Source organism: Halobaculum halobium (assembly GCF_030127145.1).
Taxonomy (GTDB): domain Archaea; phylum Halobacteriota; class Halobacteria; order Halobacteriales; family Haloferacaceae; genus Halobaculum; species Halobaculum halobium.
The window spans coordinates 1537078-1553323 of sequence record NZ_CP126158.1; the positions used below are offsets into that span (position 1 = coordinate 1537078).

Here is a 16246-nt window from a genome sequence, read left to right on the forward strand (position 1 = left end):
GGGGCGCGGGCGTAAGTGCGGTGGATCCGGCGCGAACGGTTCGGATCTGGCGCGAACAGTGTGACTCCGTCAGGTGTCGCCGCCGACGGAGAGGTCGGCCGCGTCGTGGACGGCGACGTCCCGGTCGTCGACGAACGCGGCTTCGAGTGCCTCTCGAACCGCTCCAGCGTCGCCCGGGCCGCCGGCCTGCGCCACGGAGCCGACCGAGTCGGGGTCGAACGGCACGCCGAGCGCGTCGTACACGGGCGAGAGGACCGCCCGAATGGGGCCGCGCTCGGCGACCGTGACGCACCCGGAGACGAGCGCGGCGTCCTGCCGGACGCGCTGGGCGATTCCCGCCACCTTGCCGCCGTCGGCGACGCGGACCGAGTACTCGCCCGGGCAGTACGAGGCGGGCGGCTCCCCTCTGTCCACGTCGGCGCCAGCGTCGCGGAGGGCGGTCACGAGCGTCGAGACGGCTGTCTCGTAGCGGTCGTTCAACCCGGATCGGGCGTCCTCGAGGGGGACGGCGTGCGCGAACGCCAGCGTCGACTCGGCGTACGCGACCGCGCGGCCGCCGACCGAGCGCTCGACCGGCGGGAAGCCGTGCTCGCGGGCGGCCGCCGTCGCCCGCGGGTAGCCGTCCGCGCGGGCGTCGCGCCGACCGAACGCGAGCGATCGCCCCGGCGCCCACACACGGAGGGCGGGGACCCCCGAGTCACCGGCCTCGGCGAGCATCGCGGCGGTGGCGGCGCGGTCGGCCTCCCGGGACTCGCGGGTCCTTTCTCCCCGCTCGCCGTCCGCGGCCTCGCTGGCCTCGACCCCGCGCTCGGATCGGCGACCGGTGTACACGCGAACGCGCCCCGTCTCGTCGCGGTTCCTCACGCCCGTCGCTGGGAGTCGGGTCGCCTAAGCGCTTGCGTCGCCTGCGGCGGGTATGGAGGAGTCGGGAGAGTCGACGGAGTCGGCTGAGCCGGTCGCCGTACCCGAATCGGTGCTCGCGCGCTATCGGAAATTCTCGCTGTACAACTCGCCGTATCCGGCCCACGACCGCGCGTGCGCCGTCGATCTCTACCCCGCCTCGAACGCCGGCGTCTTGCCCGTCGCCGGGGAAGTGCTCGACACCCGGACCGTTGGCTGCCCGGACCGGGAGTACGCCGTCAACCGCGACCACCTGATCGTGATCGACACGGGGGACGACCTCGCCCGCGTGCTCCACGTCGAGCCGGCCGTCGAACCGGGCGACGAAGTGGCCGTCGGCGACGCGCTCGGCGAGCTGGTGCGCTCGGGCTTCTTCGGGCGCTGGGTCGACAACCACGTCCACCTGGAGTTCCGCGAGCGCGATCGGAATCCGTACCGGGCATCGGGATCGCTCCCGCTCGTCGCCGACGCAGACGTGGCGGCGCTCTCGTGGGACGGCACCGGGACGGTCGTCGAGACGGGGCCGAGCCACGCGGTGTTGGACGCGCCGACCCGCCCCGGCGACCTCGGTGCCCGCGAGTTCGCCGCGGTCGCCGACGACGACGGTCGCCCGCTCGACGGCGGCCTCGCGCACTACACCGGGGGCGGCGTTCCCGGCGCCGGCTCCGACGGCGGCGAGACCGGCCCGGTCTCGCTGCTCGGGGCCAGAGTCGGAACCCGCGCCGGCCGCCACGTCGACTGGGCCGACGTGGCCGTGCTCGCGAACGGCGACCGGGTCACCGGGCTGTCGCTGTTCGCCTCGCGTGCCCCGGACGCCGGCGGCGCGAAGCTCGTGACCCGACCCGAGGCGGGCGACCCGCAGTTCGCCGTCGGCGACGAGGTCCGCGTCGAGATCGTCCCCGACGACGACCCGATTCGACTCGGCTGAGTCGCCGGTGCGGTCGCGGGCGGGGGCGGCGGCCGTGTCACCGCGCGAGCGAGCGCTCACCGCGCGGCGACCGCGACGGCGACGAGGCCGAGGAACGACCCGCCGAGCGCAAGAAGGACGACGACCGCGTCGCTCGCGCCGAACCACAGCGCCGGCGCCAACGGGAGCAACAGGGCGCCACAGATCAGCACCGCCCCGCCGAGCCGCCGGGCGGTCTCCGGCGACGCGTTCGGCACCGTGAGGAGTTCGGAGCGACCGCGATAGCGGACGAGCCAGCCGAGGACGAAACAGCAGCCGGCGGCCGCAAGCAGCGCGGCGAGTCCGACGAGCCGCTCCGGGAGGTCCGCGGCGACCGCGCCCGCGAGCAGGAGGGTCCCGACGCCGACGGCGGTCACGACGGCCGCGTTCGAGCGCGCCGCGGCGTCGTCAGCGGGATCGATCCGGTAGGCCCGCCGGAGGCCGCTGTCGGATTTGCGGCTCGCGAGCGCGAACGCGACGAGCGCCCCGCCGGTGAGCGCGAGGAGGGCAACCGCGACTGTCTCGTCCGGCGAGACCATGTGGGTACGCTGATCGAGAGCCGACAAAAACGTCGCGGCGGGCTCCCTCCAGTCGTGTCGACCACCGCGCCGACGGAGAATCGCGCCGATGAGGACGGCCCCCGTCCGCACCGGTGATGTTTTAATGACACGATGCGACTGGTCGTTCCGATGAACCGACGCCTCCGGATCGCCGTCGTCGCGGGGCTGGTCGTCCTCCTCGTCGCGGCGGCCGTCCTCGCGTTCGGGTTCTGGCAGTTCACCCGTCCGGTCCCGGAGTCGTACAGCCACACCGCGGAGTACCGCGCGTCCGTTCAGCCGAACGCGACGCTGACGAACGTCACGCTGTATCTCCCGCTGCCGGTCGAGGCCGGGAGCAGCCCCGTCGGCGACGCGCTCGCCGACGACTCGCCGAACGTCGTCGACGCGCCGCCGGACTGGTCAGTCGAGGTCGCACAGACCGAGTCCGGCCCGATGCTCGCGGTGTCGCTGCCGACGTTGGAGCCGGCGTACCGGGAGCGCCCGCCGCCGCGCCCGATCGACCCGGACGCGGAGACCGCGACGCCGGGCGCGGCGACGGCGACGCCGGATCCGCAGTCCACGCCGATCCGGACGCTCGACGACTACCGCGTGCGCGTCGAGATGGCGTTCGACGAGCCGATCGACACGCGCTCGCCGGTCGGTTCAGAGCCGGTGTTGCGGCCGCGGTTCGATGCCACGGAGACGGAGTGTCCGTTCCCGGCGCCCGAGTCGACCGTCTGTCGAGAGTTCGGCACCCGCATGTTCCTCTCGTACGATGCGCCCGCGGACGCGACCGTCGAGGTCACCGTCAGCTACGAGGCGCGCAACGAGTGGTTCGCCGGCGGCTGGACGGGCAACAGCTACCGGCAGTCGACCCGGACGGTCGTGACCGGTGACGGCCCCGGCTGGGTGGCGGTCCGAGCCACCGAAGCCGTCGGCGAGGGCACCTATCGCGGTGCGCCGGCGGTGGCGGTCAGTGGGGCCGCCGCGACGGTTCGACCGACGTAAGCCGCAGGGCCGGATGCCACAGTACTCACGGCTCACACGGTTCACCGTTCGCTCGTCCTCGGTCGGTACGCTCCTTCCGACCGCGCTTTCCTTCTGTGCGGTTCGGATCACGCGGCCTCGCTCCGTTCGGCAACGGACACCTCGCCGCAGAGAGTCGTGGCCTCGGGCCCGCGGTTCTCGGCCACGCGTTTTCGTGGGCGGCGCGCCCGCGAGCGCGGCGCCGTGCTCCGTGGTCCTCGGCCTCACGGCCTCGGACCACGCTTTCGACGGTCTTTTCTCTCACCGCCGAGCATGACCCCGTAATGGCCGAATTCAAGATCGTCGTGGGCGACGACGCCGGCGACACGCGGCAGTTCGACGTGGACGGACAGGACGCCAACCGATTCCTCAGCCGAGAGATCGGCGACGAGGTCGACGGCGCGGCCGTCGGCGCCGACGGCGTCGACCTGACCCTGACCGGCGGCTCCGACAAGGCCGGTCGCCCGATGCGCGAGGACGTCCCCGGCGGCGAGCTGAAGGAGCTCCTGCTCGAGGGCGGCGTCGGCTACAAGCCCTCGCGCGACGGCGAGCGCAAGCGCGTCACCGTCCGCGGTCGCCAGGTGTCAGAAGAGACCGTCCAGATCAACGCCCACATCGAGGGCTCGATCGCAGCGGCGCTCGGCGAGGAGACCGAGGAGGAGGAAGACGACGCTGCGGCCGACGCGGACGACGAAGCCGACGAGGAGTAACGCGGCCCCCCGTTTTCATCCCCATGAGCGACAGACTCGCCAGCGACGCAGACGACGTGACCAGCCTGCGGGCGCGTCTCGCGCGCTCGGGCGGCACCAGACTCCCCTGCCTCCGGATACCGGACGAGGCCGATCTCTCGGCCGGCGACGAGATCCGGCTCGTCCTCGACGGCGACCAGCGCCACGCGACGGTGGCGAGCGACTCGCGGGGGGCGCTCGTGCGCGGCGCCTACGACGATCGCAAGCGCATGCGCGAGGCGACCGAAGGAACGAGCAGCGACGCCGAGAACCGGCTCGTCGAGTGGGCGCGCGAGCACGGCCGCGAGCCCGGCGACGCCGTGGACCTGGACGAGGTCGACCCGGGCTACCTCTACGGGGTGCGCGTCCCCGGCGAACGCGCCGTGTACACCGTGACGAAGCGGCCGGACGAGGGGCTGCAAGACATCGCCGACTCGCTGTACGATCGCTGATCGCGCGGCGGTCGGCGGCCCGCGCGTGATCAGTCGGCGGGCTCCGCGGGTCCGACCGCGCCGCCGCAGTCGACCCCGGTGACCTCGAACCGCGCGCCGCCGTCGGCGCTCTCAGTTGACTCGATCTCCCAGCCGTGCGCGTCGGCGATCCGCGTGACGATCGAGAGCCCGAATCCCGTCCCCTTCTCTATCGTGGTGTAGCCGTCGTCGAACACGTTTCCGCGCTGGTCCTCTGGTATCCCCCGCCCGTCGTCTTCGACGTAGAACCCGTCGCCGTCGGGGAGCATGCCCGCAGTCACCCGTACCATCGCCTCGTTGTGCTCGATGGCGTTGCGGAGGAGGTTCTCGACCGCCTCCTTGAGCCGGACGGGATCGCACTCGATCGGTGCGGTCGACTCGACCGTGAGCCGCGCGTCCGCCATGGCGACGTTGTGCTCGGCGGACTCGACCACCTCGCCGAGCTCGGCGGGCTCGGGGTCGCTGACCGCGTTGCCCGTGCGCGCGAGCGACAGGAGGTCCGACAGGAGTTCGTCCATCCGCTCGACCGCCCGGGCACTGGCCTCCAGGTGCGGACTGTCGAACTCCTCGCGGGCCAACCCGAGGTGCCCGTCGGCGATGTTGACGGGGTTGCGGAGGTCGTGGGCGACCGTGGAGGTGAACTGATCCAACTGCTCGTTCGTGGTCGCAAGTTCGCGCTCGCGCGTTTTCCGGTTCGTGATATCGCGGGTGAACCCCGTCATGCGCTCGACCGCGCCCGCGTCGTCGGTGATGGGTTCACAGTGGGACTCCACCCACAGCTCGACCGACTCCGACGGCTGAATTCGGTACTCGACGCTCTGAGAGTGCCCCGCCGCGGCCCGCTCCATCGCGACCGTGAGGCGGTCGACGTCGTCCGGGTGGACCTTGTCGATGAAGGCACGTGGCTCCGCGTACAGCGCCTCCGTCGACTGGCCGAACAACCGCTCGTGGGCCTCGTTGATGAACAACAGCTCCTCCCAGTCGCCCGAAAAGACCCACAGCACGTCGTTGGCAACGCCCGCGAGCTCGTGGAGCCGGTCGTTGACCCGCTCGGCACGACGCTCCGCGCGGCGTCGGTCGACGTAGGTGGCGATCTTCCGCGCCAGGAGTTCGTGCTGCGTCCCGACGGCTTTCTCGATGATGTAGTCGGTGACGCCCGCCGAGATGGCCTCGCTGGCGACCTGCTCGCTCCCCGTCTCGGCGAAGATGACGAACGGGATCTCCGGTTCGGTCTCGCGGACCGACCGGAGCAGGTCGACCCCGCTCCCACCGGGCATCGAGTAGTCGCTCACGACGCAGTGCACGCCGCCGTCGCGGAACCGCTCCAGCGCCGCCGCCGCCGATCCCGCCGTGTCGACGACTAGCCGATCAGACTGCCGCTCCAGCCCCCTTTGAAAGAGATCGAGGAGCTCCGGCTCGTCGTTGACGTAGAGGACGACGATCCGGTCAGCATCCGAATGCATTTGTTCGAAGTATCGGGCAGGTCTATTTAGCAGTCGGGGTTCGGCTATCAGAACTGGTGACGGCGATCGGCGTCACCGGGTGGAGGGTCGGTGCAGACCGGTACCGTCGACTGGCGGACGGTACAGCCCGCGGCCCGCGACGGACGCCCTTATCCGACTCGCGCGCCGATCCCGAGTATGACCGACGACGCCGACAGCGACGCCGAGACGGGTATCGACGCCGACGACGGGAAACTCGCGGAGTTCCTCGCGGGCGAGCACCTCGACAACGTGGCGATCTACCTCACGCACGACCACCTCGACGAGCAGGGGAAGATCGCCAACATGGGCGAGGCCGTCGACGAGGGCGTCGTCCTCGTCGTGCCCGGCGACGACGGGCGGCAGGCGTTCGCCGCCGGTACCGGCATGGACCCGATGGAGTTCTCGAAGAACGCGATGGCGCGCGACGGCGTGATCTACCCCGATCTGGGCGGGGGCGAGTGTCCCGATGCCGCCGAGAATCCCGAGGCGGACCACCGCGCGGAGTTCGTCTTCGCGTTCGCCGAGGAGCAAAACGAGGGCGTCGGCGGTCTGTACGCCGAGGGCGACGTGATGCACGCGTACGCCCACTGCAGTTGTGGGACCGACTACTCGCACAAGTGGCTCATGGGCGAGTACAGCGAGGATCCGGCAGCCGGGGAGTGAAATCGGGTCGCCGAGAGAACCGGCGTCGAGGACGCCTGCATCGTGTTGCGGACGGCCGTCGCTCACGAGTGTAGAGCGACGGGGTAGGCCAGTCGACGGTACCCGCGGCGGGGTGACCCACCTGGGTGAAAGGTGCCGCCTGACCGTGCCGTCTTCCTACCGGAGCGGCCGCGCATACAAAGGGGCTCCGGTCGAGCCGTCGGCTACGGTTCGAGAACGACGCGGAAGCGCGCCTCGTTGTCGATCATCCGGTCGTACGCCTCGTCCACGTCCTCGAGGTCGTACGTCTCGATCTCCGGGGTGATCTCGCGGAGGTCGCTGAACTCCAGCGTGTCCTGTGAGTCCCGGGCGTTGCCGGAGGCCCAGGCGTCGACGCCGCCGCGGACGCCGACGAGCGACTGCGCGTCGACCGACACCTCCTGCCCGGGGACGCCGACGACGACCACGCGGCCGTCCGTCCCGAGTCCGTCGATCACCGACTCGATCGCGGGCGCCGACGGTGCGGTCGCGAGCACCACGTCGGCGCCGCCGAGTTCCTCCAGCGCGGCTGCGGCGTCCTCCTCGTCCGTGTTCACGAAGTGGTCCGCGCCGAGGTCTGCGGCCAACTCCTCCTTGTCGGGAGAGCGCGAGAGCGCGACCGTCTCGAAGCCCGCCGCGTGAGCGTACTGGACCCCGAGATGACCGAGGCCGCCGACGCCCTGCACGGCGACCAGATCGCCCGGCTGCGCGTCGGTGTTTCGCAGCGCGTTGAACGTCGTCACGCCGGCGCAAAGCAGCGGCGCGGCGTCGACGGCGTCCAAGTCGTCCGGGACCGCCGCCAGCGCCTCCGCCGGCGCAGTCATGTACTCGGCGTAGCCGCCGTCGTACGCGATCCCGGTTATCTGCGCGTTCGCACACTGCTGGAAGTCGCCGCGTCGGCACGCCTCGCACTCGAAGCAGTGGCCGCCGTGCCAGCCGACGCCGACGCGGTCCCCCTCGCTCCAGGCGGTCACGTCGTCGCCGACGGCGTCGACGCGGCCCGCGACCTCGTGGCCCGGGACGCGGGGGTAGTCGATCGGATACGCGCCCTCCTTCACGAACGCGTCGCTGTGACAGATCCCGCAGGCGTCCACGGCGATCCGTACCTCGCCGGGATTCGGCTCCGGCGTTTCGACGTCGACGACCTCGAAGTCCGCGCCCGCTTCGGGAACCCGTGCCGCTCTCATCGTGACCCACCGCACGCTGTTCGGTTCATGTGTGGACGGTCCGACGGCCGCCGGACGGAAACCCCTGCGGGCCGATCGGAGAACCACTGGAACCGCCAGACGTATTGGTGTCGTTCGCCGCCGCCAGTCGGAGAGCATCGATCCGATCGGGGTCGCCCCGAGCGTCAGCCTCGTCCGAAGGGGACGCCGACCTACTCCGCCGCGTCGGTCGCGTTCTCCGCCGCGGGGTCCTCGACGAGCGACTCGAACGCCCGGAGGATGACGCGCTTTGCCGTCGCACCCTCTGTCGTCCAGTGGTGGCCGTAATCGAGCATATCGTCGTAGATGTCGGGCTTACAGCCGGCGGCCTTCGGGTGGCCGCCGCCGTTCACCTGTCCAGCCACCTCGTGACAGCGCTCGAAGTCGTCGGACCCGCGGATCGACGCCGAGCCGGAGGGCTTGACGATCACCGCGGCGTCCATCCCCTGCTCGCGTAGCGTGTCGGCGACCTCGTTCTGCGAGCACCGACCGTAGGTGACGCCGACCGACCACTCGCCGAGTTCGTGTTCGACGGCGCGGTCGACCGCCTTCTCGATGAGCAGCCCCTTCTCGACGCGGCGCTGTTCGACGTACTCCATCGCGACCGCCGGCAGGTCGACGCCGTAGGCGCCGACGATCGCGGCGTACTCCTCGCCGCCGGTCCAGTAGGCGAAGTCGGCCAGGTCCTGCGATCGCTCGTCCTCCTTGAGCCAGAGGTCGTGGTCGCGGGTGACGACCGCCAGCTCGCGAAAGCGCTCGTCGAAGTCGTACGACAGCGAGCGCAGCGTCACGTCCGTCGAACACTCCTCGTCGCTCTCGCCGACGACCAGGTCGATCCCGAGTTCTCGCACCGACGCCGCCAGTTCCTCGTCCCACTGGTGGTGGTCGAACCAGCGGACCGCCTCGGCGCGGCGGACGACCGCGCGGAGGTCCTCGGCGATGTACTCGAAGGCGTCGGGACAGATGTCGCAGACGAACACGTCGGTTCCCTCCTCGAGGAACTCGGCGACGTAGCCGAGGTCCTCCTCGAACGAGTGGGGACCGGAGGGGAGCAGCGCGACCGACGACTCGGCGCGGTCGGCGGGGTCCTCGTCGTCGCTGTCGGCGTCCTCCCCGTACTGCGCTTCGTAGGTGCCGTCGAGCTTCGCCTGCCGTCGCTCCTCGAACGGCGTCGGGTCGAGCGCGGCGTCGTACGCCTCGCGGACGAGCGCGATGCAGCCGAGGCCGTCGGCGTCGGAGTCGGTGATCACGACCGCCTCGGCGCCCTCGACGGCCTCCTTCGCGCGCTCCTCCGAGCGGTCCTCGTCCAGCGAATCCGGGTAGAAGAAGCCCGTCCCGGGGAGTCGCGACTTGCGGTCCAGCGGGAGGGTGTCGCTCTCGATGAGTTCGTCGTCCATATCCGGGGGTCGCGACGCGGGGGCAAAACAGCGGTGGTGTGGGACGTGGCCCGGACCGGAGACAACCGGAGCGAACCGACTGCGTCCGTCCGTAGTCGGCGCACGGGCCGGTACCGTTTTGCGGAACGGCGGCGTCGGTCGGACGCGATGTCGGACCCCGACCTCGCGGCCCACCTCGTGGACTGCAAATACCTCCTCGTCGCGGCCATCATCGTGACCGTCGCCGCCGAGGCGGCGGCGGCCAGCTACGACGGCAACGGGACGGCGGTCCTGATCGTCGCCGCGTTCGCCGTCGCCCCGGTCGTGTTCGTGTACCTCGTGTTCGAAACGTCGCGGGTGAGGGAGGGGACGGCGTAGGCCGCCGCGCGTCAGACCGGCGCGCCGCCGTAGCCGTCGTCGCCGTTCTCGCCGGCCAGCTGCCGGACCGTGAGCACCGGAACGGGACAGGTCCGGACGACGCGCTCGGCGACCGAGCCGATGAGGAAGCGGTTCTCGCCGTGGCGTCCGCGGGTGCCGGTGGCGACCAGATCGGCGTCGATCTCTCGGGCGTAGTCGGCGATCTCGTTGGCGGGGCGGCCCTCGCGGACGACTGCGGTCACGTCTCGGTCGGCGCGCTTCTGGACGGCGACGATCGCCTCGCCGCCGCGCTCCTGGAGGGCGTTGCGCATCTGCTCGCGCACCGCCTCCGGGGATGAGTCGACCTCGCCGCTGTCGACGACGTACAAGACGTGCACCGCGGCGTCGAACCGCTCGGCCAGGTCGAGCGCGACCTCGACGGCGCGCGAGACGCTGTCGGAGCCGTCGGTGGCGACGACGATGGTGTCGATCTCGGGCATTACCCCGGCGTTCTCCGGGCGCGTGCTTAAAACTCGGCGCTCCCTCGACGCGGGCTCGGTTCCCCGCACGGATCCATCGGCGACCACGGCCGGAAGCAGCCGTCGATCACCGTTCCGGCTGGCTGACGGCCACCGTTTAAGTCCCCCCAGTGTCTCTGCGGACAGAAGTAGATTCCCATGGCCGACACGCACGACGCGATACGGGTACTCCACGTCGACGACGAGCCGGAATTTTCCGAGTTGGTCGCGACGTTCCTCGAGCGCGAACACGACCGGATCGACGTCCGTGGCGCGACCGACGCCGAAGCGGGACTGGATGTGCTGGCTGGGGAAGACGTAGACTGCATCGTGTCCGATCACGACATGCCCGGCAGGGACGGAATCGAGTTCCTCCGTGCGGTCCGCGAAGAGCACCCGAACCTCCCGTTCCTGCTGTTCACCGGCAAGGGGAGCGAGGAGATTGCGAGCGACGCGATCTCCGCCGGCGTGACCGACTACCTTCAGAAGGGAGGGGGAACCGACCAGTACGCGCTGCTGGCCAACCGGATCGTGAACGCCGTCGAGGCGTCCCAGTCGCGCCGGATGCTGACCGAGCGGACGCGCCGTCTGGAGACCCTCATCGGCAATCTCCCGGGGGTCGTCTACCGCTGTCGCAACGATCCGAGTTGGCCCATGGAGACCGTCGACGGGGAAGTGGAGCCGCTGACGGGCTACACCGCGAGAGAACTGGAATCCGGTCGGGTCGAATGGGGGACTGAAGTCATCCATCCCGACGACCGCGAAGCCATGTGGGACGCCGTGCAGGAGGGGCTCGACGCGGACGGCTCCTTCGAGGTCACGTATCGAATCCGAACGCGCGACGGCGAACAGAAGTGGATGTGGGAGCGTGGTCACGGCGTGTACGGCGACGACGGAAGTATCGCGGCGCTTGAGGGGTTCATCACTGATATCACCGACCGTAAGGAGCGCGAGGACCGCCTGGCGCAGACAAGCGCCCGGCTCGAGGCGCTCTTCGAAGAGTCGCCGGACATGATCAACGTCCACGACGCAGAGGGGAATATCCTCGATGCGAACCCGCAGTTCTGCGCGGAGATCGGATACACGGAAGCCGAGGTCACGTCGATGAAGGTGTGGGAGATCGATCGGACGCTCGATCCGACCAGTGGATACGAGATCTGGGAGGAGATGGAGGTCGGCGACCGACGGGAGCTAGAGGGAGCGTACACCCGCAGCGACGGGTCGACGTTCCCCGTTACCATCCATATCAGACGCCTCGGCCTCGCCGATGCCGACCGATTTCTCGTCAGCAGTCGCAACGTCTCCGAGCGTCAGCGACGGGACCGGAAGCTCGAACGGCTCCGGGAGCGCTCGCGCGCGCTCAACTACACCCGAACCGTCGACGAAACGGCGCAGTTGGCGACGGACGCGGCCGCCGATATCATCGGTGCCGAGTTGAGTTCCGTCCACCTCGTGAACGACGCCGGCGACCGGTTGGAGCCGGTGTCTGTCGCCGACTCCGTCACGAGGGTGTTCGACGAGCTCCCGACGTACGATCGATCGGCGCCGTCGGGAACCCGGGCACACTTCGCATGGGAGGCGTTCGGGGCAGACGAGCCCACCCACGTCCGGTCGGTATCCAAGGCGGACAGGATCGCAGAGGAAACCCCGGCGGAGAGCGTCCTCTTCCACCCGATCAACGGGCACGGCCTGTTCATCATGTCCTCGACGAACACCGACGCGTTCACCGAGACCGATGTCCTCCTCGTCGAGATCCTCGCGAACTACCTCGAGGCCGCCCTCGATCGCGTGGCCCGCGAGGGGACGCTCAGAGAACGACAACACCGCCTCGAACTGCTGCACGACGCGACGCAGGAGCTCATCCGGGCGGACTCCGAGCGGGCGATCGCCGACCGGATCGTCGAAGCGGCCGAGGAGATCCTCGGCTTCAGCGTCGTAGTCGTTCGGTTTTTCGACTCGGACACGGCGGAGTTGGTTCCGGTCGCCGAGTCCGATCAGGTCGCGGACATCCTCCCGGAGCGCGAGCCGTTCACCGCCGACTCGGGCAGCCTCAACTGGGCCAGTTTCGAGACAGCGGAGGTCCGGGTGTACGACGACATCGAAGACGACACCGGAGCGGTCGACGACGGGACCGGGCTCCGGAGCCTCATGGTGCTTCCCCTGGGCGAACACGGGACCGTCTCGGTCGGCGAGACCACCCCCGACGCGTTCGACTCGACCGACGAATTTCTCGCGCGGATCCTGGCGACGGCCGCAGAGACGGCGCTCGACGAGCACGGGCACGAACGGACGCTCCGCGAGAACCGCGACGAACTGCGGCGGCAAAACGAGCGGCTGGAGGAGTTCGTCTCGGTCGTCAGTCACGACCTCCGAAACCCGCTGAACGTCGCCACGGGCCGGATGGACCTCGCCCGCGACGACTGCGAGAGCGAGCACTTCGACGCCGTCGAGCGCGCGCACAGCCGGATGGAGGCGCTGATCGAAGACCTCCTCGCGCTGGCTCGCGAGGGCGAGGCAGCGACCGACCTGACGCCCGTCGACCTCACGTCGACGGTCCGGGAGTGCTGGACGAACGTCGAGACGGGCGACGCGTCGCTCGTCGTCGACGCCGACCGAGCGATCCTGGCCGACGAGCGGCGCATCAGACAGCTGTTCGAGAACCTCGTTCGCAACGCGGTCGAACACGGCGGCGACGGCGTCACCGTGACCGTCGGCGGACTGGACGACGGCTTCTTCCTCGAGGACGACGGCGTCGGGATCCCGGCCGACCGGCGCGAATCGGTGTTCGAGGCGGGCTACTCGACGAGCGAGGAGGGGACGGGCTTCGGACTCCGCATCGTCAAACAGGTGGTCACCGCCCACGGGTGGGAGATCCGCGCGTGCGACGGACGCGACGGCGGTGCCCGGTTCGAGGTGACGGGCGTGACGGCTGCCGACGAGTAGTGAGCGTCGTCCGGTCGAACGCGACTCCGGTCTCGCCCTGGCCGCCGAACCACGACACCTAAGCCGTCGACCCACACAACACACGATACTCGTGCCCCGGTTCGCGTACCCCTGCCCCGGCTGTCGCACCACGAACAGCCTGCACGACGCCGGCTGCGACTTCGAGGGGACCGAGTGGCACCACATCGAACAGGCGTACACCGACGTGCTCGCCGTCCTCGTCGACGGGGCCGTCACCGAGTCCGCGCTCCAGCACGCCGTCCACGACGAGTGGTCCGGGCTTCACCGCGCCGCGCTGGACCTGCTCCAGCGCGAGGGCCGCGTCGAGGCGGACGGCGACACGCTCGGGCTGCTTACCGCCGAGCGGTACCGCGAGGAGGTGTCCGAGCCCACCCGCGAGCCCATGGCGACCATCTATCGGGAGGGAAGCTACCCCGGGTGTCACGATAATTCCATTTTCGCGCTCGTGGCCTGGTACGAGATGGTCGGGCTGTCGTGGGCGGAGACCAGACAGAACGTGCTCGAGTGGCTCGATCGCTCGGGGACCTGGGACCGGGGCGGGTTCGAGGAGTCGAGTCCCGAGCAGCTCGTCGACAGCAAGCGTCACGTGTACGAGGCCGGGTACGGCTGGAAGGAGAAGGCGCAGGCCGCAAAGCGCGTGATCGAGCGACACGGCTGACCACGGTACCGCCGCCCGCAACGATCGGCCGTCCGCGCGCTACGCTCGCCAGCGGTTGAACGCGAGCGTCCCCACCCCGACCAGCGCCGCGACGACGCCGACAGCGGAGCCGACCAGCCCGAGCAGCAGCCCGTCGGGGAAGTCGAAGTCGTCGGTGTGGGAGGTCACCTCGACGGCGTAGTAGGTCCCGTCGCGCTCGACGATCGGCCGCTCGGGGACCGGCTCGTCGCTCCACGGTCGGTAGTCGTACGCCTCCTCGGAGACGGTCGCGTTGCGGATCTTCCGGAAGGTGCGCCGCTCGGCGGGCGGGAGCGAACTGTAGTCCGCGATCGACTGCTCGCGGACGACCGCGGCGATCTCGGAGTCGTTCGCGGCAGTCGCCGTGAGCTCCCCGTCGGCGACGTCGAAGGCGTAGTAGGTGTCGGACTCTGCCGTCACAAACGCGTAGTTCCGTTCGATCCGCCGGAGGTCGGCGGCGACCGCGTCCGATTCGACGGGCGCGGTGCCGTCGGCTATCGCGGTTTCGAGCGCTTCGCGCGTCCGATTCGGCGCGCGGTACTCCTCGCGCACGTGCCGGTACGCAAAGCTCGCGGGCCGAACGCTGTGGTCGACCGCGTAGCGATTCGCCAAGACCGTGTCGTTCGACACGTCGATCTCGGTCGCCGAGTAGCCCGCTGACGACCGGTGTCTGTCGGCGCCGCCGAGGTCGTCGAGCGCGAACGCGTACGCCGGGCCGGGTATCAAGAGGAGCCCGACGAGGACGACCGCGAGGGCGGTGCGATCGGAGGGCATCGTCGGCAGTGGACGCAGGATCGACAAGTGTCTTGTCGTGAGAACCCGCCGCGACGGCTAAGTCACCGCCGCTCGACGATCCGACGTGCGCGCTCCCCGCGACGAGTCTTCCCCCGGTTCAGACGACGCAGCAACCGGTCCCGAAGAGCCCGCAAACGGCGCCAACCCCGTCAACGACGCCAACGGCGCCGACGAGGCCGCAGCCGGCCCAGCGGACACCGACGACGACGCTCGTGGCTCCCGTCGCGCGGTCGCGGTCGTGATCGGCGTCGTCTTCCTCGACCTGCTCGGCTTCGGCGTCGTCATTCCGATCCTCCCCTTCTACGTGCGTTCGTTCGGCGTCAGCGACGTGTTCATCGGGCTGATCGCCGCGGCCTACTCCCTGGCGCAGTTCCTCGCGGCGCCGACGCTCGGCCGGATCTCCGACGAGCGCGGTCGCCGCCCCGTGATCACCTTCTCGGTCGCGATGGCCGGCGTCGCGTGGCTCGTCTTCGGCTTCGCGACGGAGATCGGCGCGATCGCCGGCACCGCGGCCGCCGTCGCGACGCTGCTGCTCTCGCGGACGCTCGCGGGCGCCGCCGGCGGCAACATCTCCGCCGCGCAGGCGTACATCGCCGACGTGACGCCGCGCGATCGTCGGGCGGGCGCGCTGGGCCTCGTCGGCGCCGCCTTCTCGTTGGGGTTCGTGTTCGGCCCCGCGCTGGGGGCGTCGCCGCCAGCGACCAGGTCGTCGCCGCCGCGGACGCCGTTCTCCCGGGGTTCGTCCCGACGACGCGGTTCACGCTCCCGAGCTTCCTCGCGGCGGGACTGTCGTTTCTCGCCGCGATCGCCGCGCTGCTCGTCTTGAACGAGCCCGACCGCACCCGCGCCACCGGCGCCCGGAGCAGGTCGCTGATCGACCAGTTCCGGACCGCCCTCGCGGACGACGCGCTCCGCCCGCTCGTCGCCTCCTACTTCGTCACTTCGGTCGCGTTCGCCGGTATCCAGGTGATGTTCATCCCCTTCGCGGCCGACTTCTACGGCTACGACGCGACCGCGGCGGCCGTCTTCCTCACGTACATCGGCGTGCTCGGCACGATCAACCAGGGCGCGCTCGTCGGCCCGTTGGAGCGCCGCCTCGGCGCGGTCCGGCTGGCCGTGATCGGCGGCAGCGCGCTGGCGGCGGCGCTCGCGCTCCTCCCGTTCACCCCGCAGATCGGCGCCGCGCTCCCGCTCGCGGGCGACCCCGGGAGCGGACTGCTGTCTGGCCCGCTGCTGACGGGACCGACGGTCGCGCTGTTCGGCGTCGGCGCGCTGCTGTCGTTCGGTAACGGGGCGCTGAACGTCTCGCTGTCGACGCTGGTGTCTGAGCGCGCCAGCGACGAGACCCAGGGCGCGGCGTTCGGCGTCACGCAGGGCGCCGGCAGCCTCGGGCGGACCGTCGGCCCGCCGGTGGCCGCCTCGGCGTACGTGCTCGCGTACTGGTCGCCGTTCGTCGCCGGCGCGGTGCTGTTGGCTCCGGTGGTGTGGGTGCTGGCCCGCGGCGCGGCGACCGAACCGGCGGGGACCTGGTGACCCCCGCGGGGCAGGCGCGGCGAGCGGCGCCCGGCCGGGATGCCCCGC

At 70.7% G+C, this 16246-nt stretch carries 15 protein-coding genes and 1 pseudogene; 9 read left to right on the forward strand and 7 right to left on the reverse strand.

The window, feature by feature from the left end; all coding sequences use genetic code 11:
- Positions 1-69: 69 nt before the first annotated feature.
- Entirely contained in the window at positions 70-717 is a 648-nt protein-coding gene (locus P0Y41_RS08070; protein ID WP_284063379.1) for a lipoate--protein ligase family protein, read from the reverse strand.
- 199 nt (positions 718-916) lie between these two features.
- On the opposite strand from P0Y41_RS08070, the gene P0Y41_RS08075 reads away from it, so the two are divergent.
- The gene (locus tag P0Y41_RS08075) at positions 917-1828 is read left to right on the forward strand and encodes a DUF8155 domain-containing protein (protein ID WP_284060862.1); all 912 of its coding nucleotides are present in this window, start codon (positions 917-919) and stop codon (positions 1826-1828) included.
- A gap of 56 nt (positions 1829-1884) precedes the next feature.
- On the opposite strand, the gene P0Y41_RS08080 is transcribed toward P0Y41_RS08075, so the two are convergent.
- Positions 1885-2385, reverse strand: coding sequence for a hypothetical protein (locus tag P0Y41_RS08080; RefSeq protein WP_284060863.1), 501 nt, complete (start codon positions 2383-2385; stop codon positions 1885-1887).
- Positions 2386-2535: 150 nt separating this feature from the next.
- Here P0Y41_RS08080 and P0Y41_RS08085 point away from each other — a divergent pair, with 150 nt between their 5' ends.
- The 3 genes from P0Y41_RS08085 (at position 2536) to P0Y41_RS08095 (ending at position 4591) form a co-directional block, all read left to right on the forward strand.
- Positions 2536-3393, forward strand: a complete 858-nt coding sequence (locus P0Y41_RS08085; RefSeq protein ID WP_284060864.1) for a hypothetical protein — start codon at positions 2536-2538, stop codon at positions 3391-3393.
- A 302-nt stretch (positions 3394-3695) separates the two neighbouring features.
- On the forward strand, positions 3696-4121 hold the full coding sequence (locus P0Y41_RS08090; RefSeq protein WP_284060865.1) for a 30S ribosomal protein S6e: 426 nt from the start codon (positions 3696-3698) through the stop codon (positions 4119-4121).
- Positions 4122-4144: 23 nt separating this feature from the next.
- The gene (locus P0Y41_RS08095; RefSeq protein WP_284060866.1) at positions 4145-4591 is read left to right on the forward strand and encodes a DUF7112 family protein; all 447 of its coding nucleotides are present in this window, start codon (positions 4145-4147) and stop codon (positions 4589-4591) included.
- 29 nt (positions 4592-4620) lie between these two features.
- On the opposite strand, the gene P0Y41_RS08100 is transcribed toward P0Y41_RS08095, so the two are convergent.
- Complete coding sequence (locus tag P0Y41_RS08100; RefSeq protein ID WP_284060867.1) at positions 4621-6072, reverse strand: sensor histidine kinase; 1452 nt, start codon at positions 6070-6072, stop codon at positions 4621-4623.
- Between the two features lie 177 nt (positions 6073-6249).
- Between P0Y41_RS08100 and P0Y41_RS08105 the strand changes: the two genes are divergently transcribed.
- The gene (locus P0Y41_RS08105) at positions 6250-6756 is read left to right on the forward strand and encodes a DUF5807 family protein (RefSeq protein ID WP_284060868.1); all 507 of its coding nucleotides are present in this window, start codon (positions 6250-6252) and stop codon (positions 6754-6756) included.
- Between the two features lie 203 nt (positions 6757-6959).
- Here P0Y41_RS08105 and P0Y41_RS08110 read toward each other — a convergent pair whose 3' ends face one another.
- Complete coding sequence (locus tag P0Y41_RS08110; RefSeq protein WP_284060869.1) at positions 6960-7961, reverse strand: alcohol dehydrogenase catalytic domain-containing protein; 1002 nt, start codon at positions 7959-7961, stop codon at positions 6960-6962.
- A gap of 191 nt (positions 7962-8152) precedes the next feature.
- Positions 8153-9376, reverse strand: a complete 1224-nt coding sequence (locus P0Y41_RS08115; protein WP_284060870.1) for a DHH family phosphoesterase — start codon at positions 9374-9376, stop codon at positions 8153-8155.
- Between the two features lie 147 nt (positions 9377-9523).
- On the opposite strand from P0Y41_RS08115, the gene P0Y41_RS08120 reads away from it, so the two are divergent.
- Complete coding sequence (locus P0Y41_RS08120) at positions 9524-9733, forward strand: hypothetical protein (protein WP_284060871.1); 210 nt, start codon at positions 9524-9526, stop codon at positions 9731-9733.
- Between the two features lie 11 nt (positions 9734-9744).
- Here P0Y41_RS08120 and P0Y41_RS08125 read toward each other — a convergent pair whose 3' ends face one another.
- Positions 9745-10212 (reverse strand): universal stress protein, encoded by a 468-nt coding sequence (locus P0Y41_RS08125; RefSeq protein WP_284060872.1) that lies wholly within the window; start codon positions 10210-10212, stop codon positions 9745-9747.
- A gap of 177 nt (positions 10213-10389) precedes the next feature.
- Between P0Y41_RS08125 and P0Y41_RS08130 the strand changes: the two genes are divergently transcribed.
- Both P0Y41_RS08130 and P0Y41_RS08135 read left to right on the forward strand, forming a co-directional pair.
- Positions 10390-13173, forward strand: a complete 2784-nt coding sequence (locus tag P0Y41_RS08130; protein WP_284060873.1) for a PAS domain S-box protein — start codon at positions 10390-10392, stop codon at positions 13171-13173.
- Positions 13174-13264: 91 nt separating this feature from the next.
- Positions 13265-13852, forward strand: a complete 588-nt coding sequence (locus P0Y41_RS08135; RefSeq protein ID WP_284060874.1) for a DUF7474 family protein — start codon at positions 13265-13267, stop codon at positions 13850-13852.
- Between the two features lie 39 nt (positions 13853-13891).
- Here P0Y41_RS08135 and P0Y41_RS08140 read toward each other — a convergent pair whose 3' ends face one another.
- Complete coding sequence (locus P0Y41_RS08140) at positions 13892-14644, reverse strand: DUF7979 domain-containing protein (RefSeq protein WP_284060875.1); 753 nt, start codon at positions 14642-14644, stop codon at positions 13892-13894.
- A gap of 259 nt (positions 14645-14903) precedes the next feature.
- On the opposite strand from P0Y41_RS08140, the pseudogene P0Y41_RS08145 reads away from it, so the two are divergent.
- Positions 14904-16198, forward strand: a pseudogene (locus tag P0Y41_RS08145) (MFS transporter).
- The last annotated feature ends 48 nt before the right edge of the window (positions 16199-16246 follow it).

Coding starts and splice junctions, on each gene's coding strand:
- P0Y41_RS08090 (WP_284060865.1), top strand. CDS start 3,696: ATGGCCGAATTCAAGATCGTCGTGGGCGACGACGCCGGCGACACGCGG.
- P0Y41_RS08075 (WP_284060862.1), top strand. CDS start 917: ATGGAGGAGTCGGGAGAGTCGACGGAGTCGGCTGAGCCGGTCGCCGTA.
- P0Y41_RS08095 (WP_284060866.1), top strand. CDS start 4,145: ATGAGCGACAGACTCGCCAGCGACGCAGACGACGTGACCAGCCTGCGG.
- P0Y41_RS08105 (WP_284060868.1), top strand. CDS start 6,250: ATGACCGACGACGCCGACAGCGACGCCGAGACGGGTATCGACGCCGAC.
- P0Y41_RS08130 (WP_284060873.1), top strand. CDS start 10,390: ATGGCCGACACGCACGACGCGATACGGGTACTCCACGTCGACGACGAG.
- P0Y41_RS08080 (WP_284060863.1), bottom strand. CDS start 2,385: ATGGTCTCGCCGGACGAGACAGTCGCGGTTGCCCTCCTCGCGCTCACC.
- P0Y41_RS08140 (WP_284060875.1), bottom strand. CDS start 14,644: ATGCCCTCCGATCGCACCGCCCTCGCGGTCGTCCTCGTCGGGCTCCTC.
- P0Y41_RS08110 (WP_284060869.1), bottom strand. CDS start 7,961: ATGAGAGCGGCACGGGTTCCCGAAGCGGGCGCGGACTTCGAGGTCGTC.
- P0Y41_RS08115 (WP_284060870.1), bottom strand. CDS start 9,376: ATGGACGACGAACTCATCGAGAGCGACACCCTCCCGCTGGACCGCAAG.
- P0Y41_RS08070 (WP_284063379.1), bottom strand. CDS start 717: ATGCTCGCCGAGGCCGGTGACTCGGGGGTCCCCGCCCTCCGTGTGTGG.
- P0Y41_RS08100 (WP_284060867.1), bottom strand. CDS start 6,072: ATGCATTCGGATGCTGACCGGATCGTCGTCCTCTACGTCAACGACGAG.
- P0Y41_RS08120 (WP_284060871.1), top strand. CDS start 9,524: ATGTCGGACCCCGACCTCGCGGCCCACCTCGTGGACTGCAAATACCTC.
- P0Y41_RS08085 (WP_284060864.1), top strand. CDS start 2,536: ATGAACCGACGCCTCCGGATCGCCGTCGTCGCGGGGCTGGTCGTCCTC.
- P0Y41_RS08125 (WP_284060872.1), bottom strand. CDS start 10,212: ATGCCCGAGATCGACACCATCGTCGTCGCCACCGACGGCTCCGACAGC.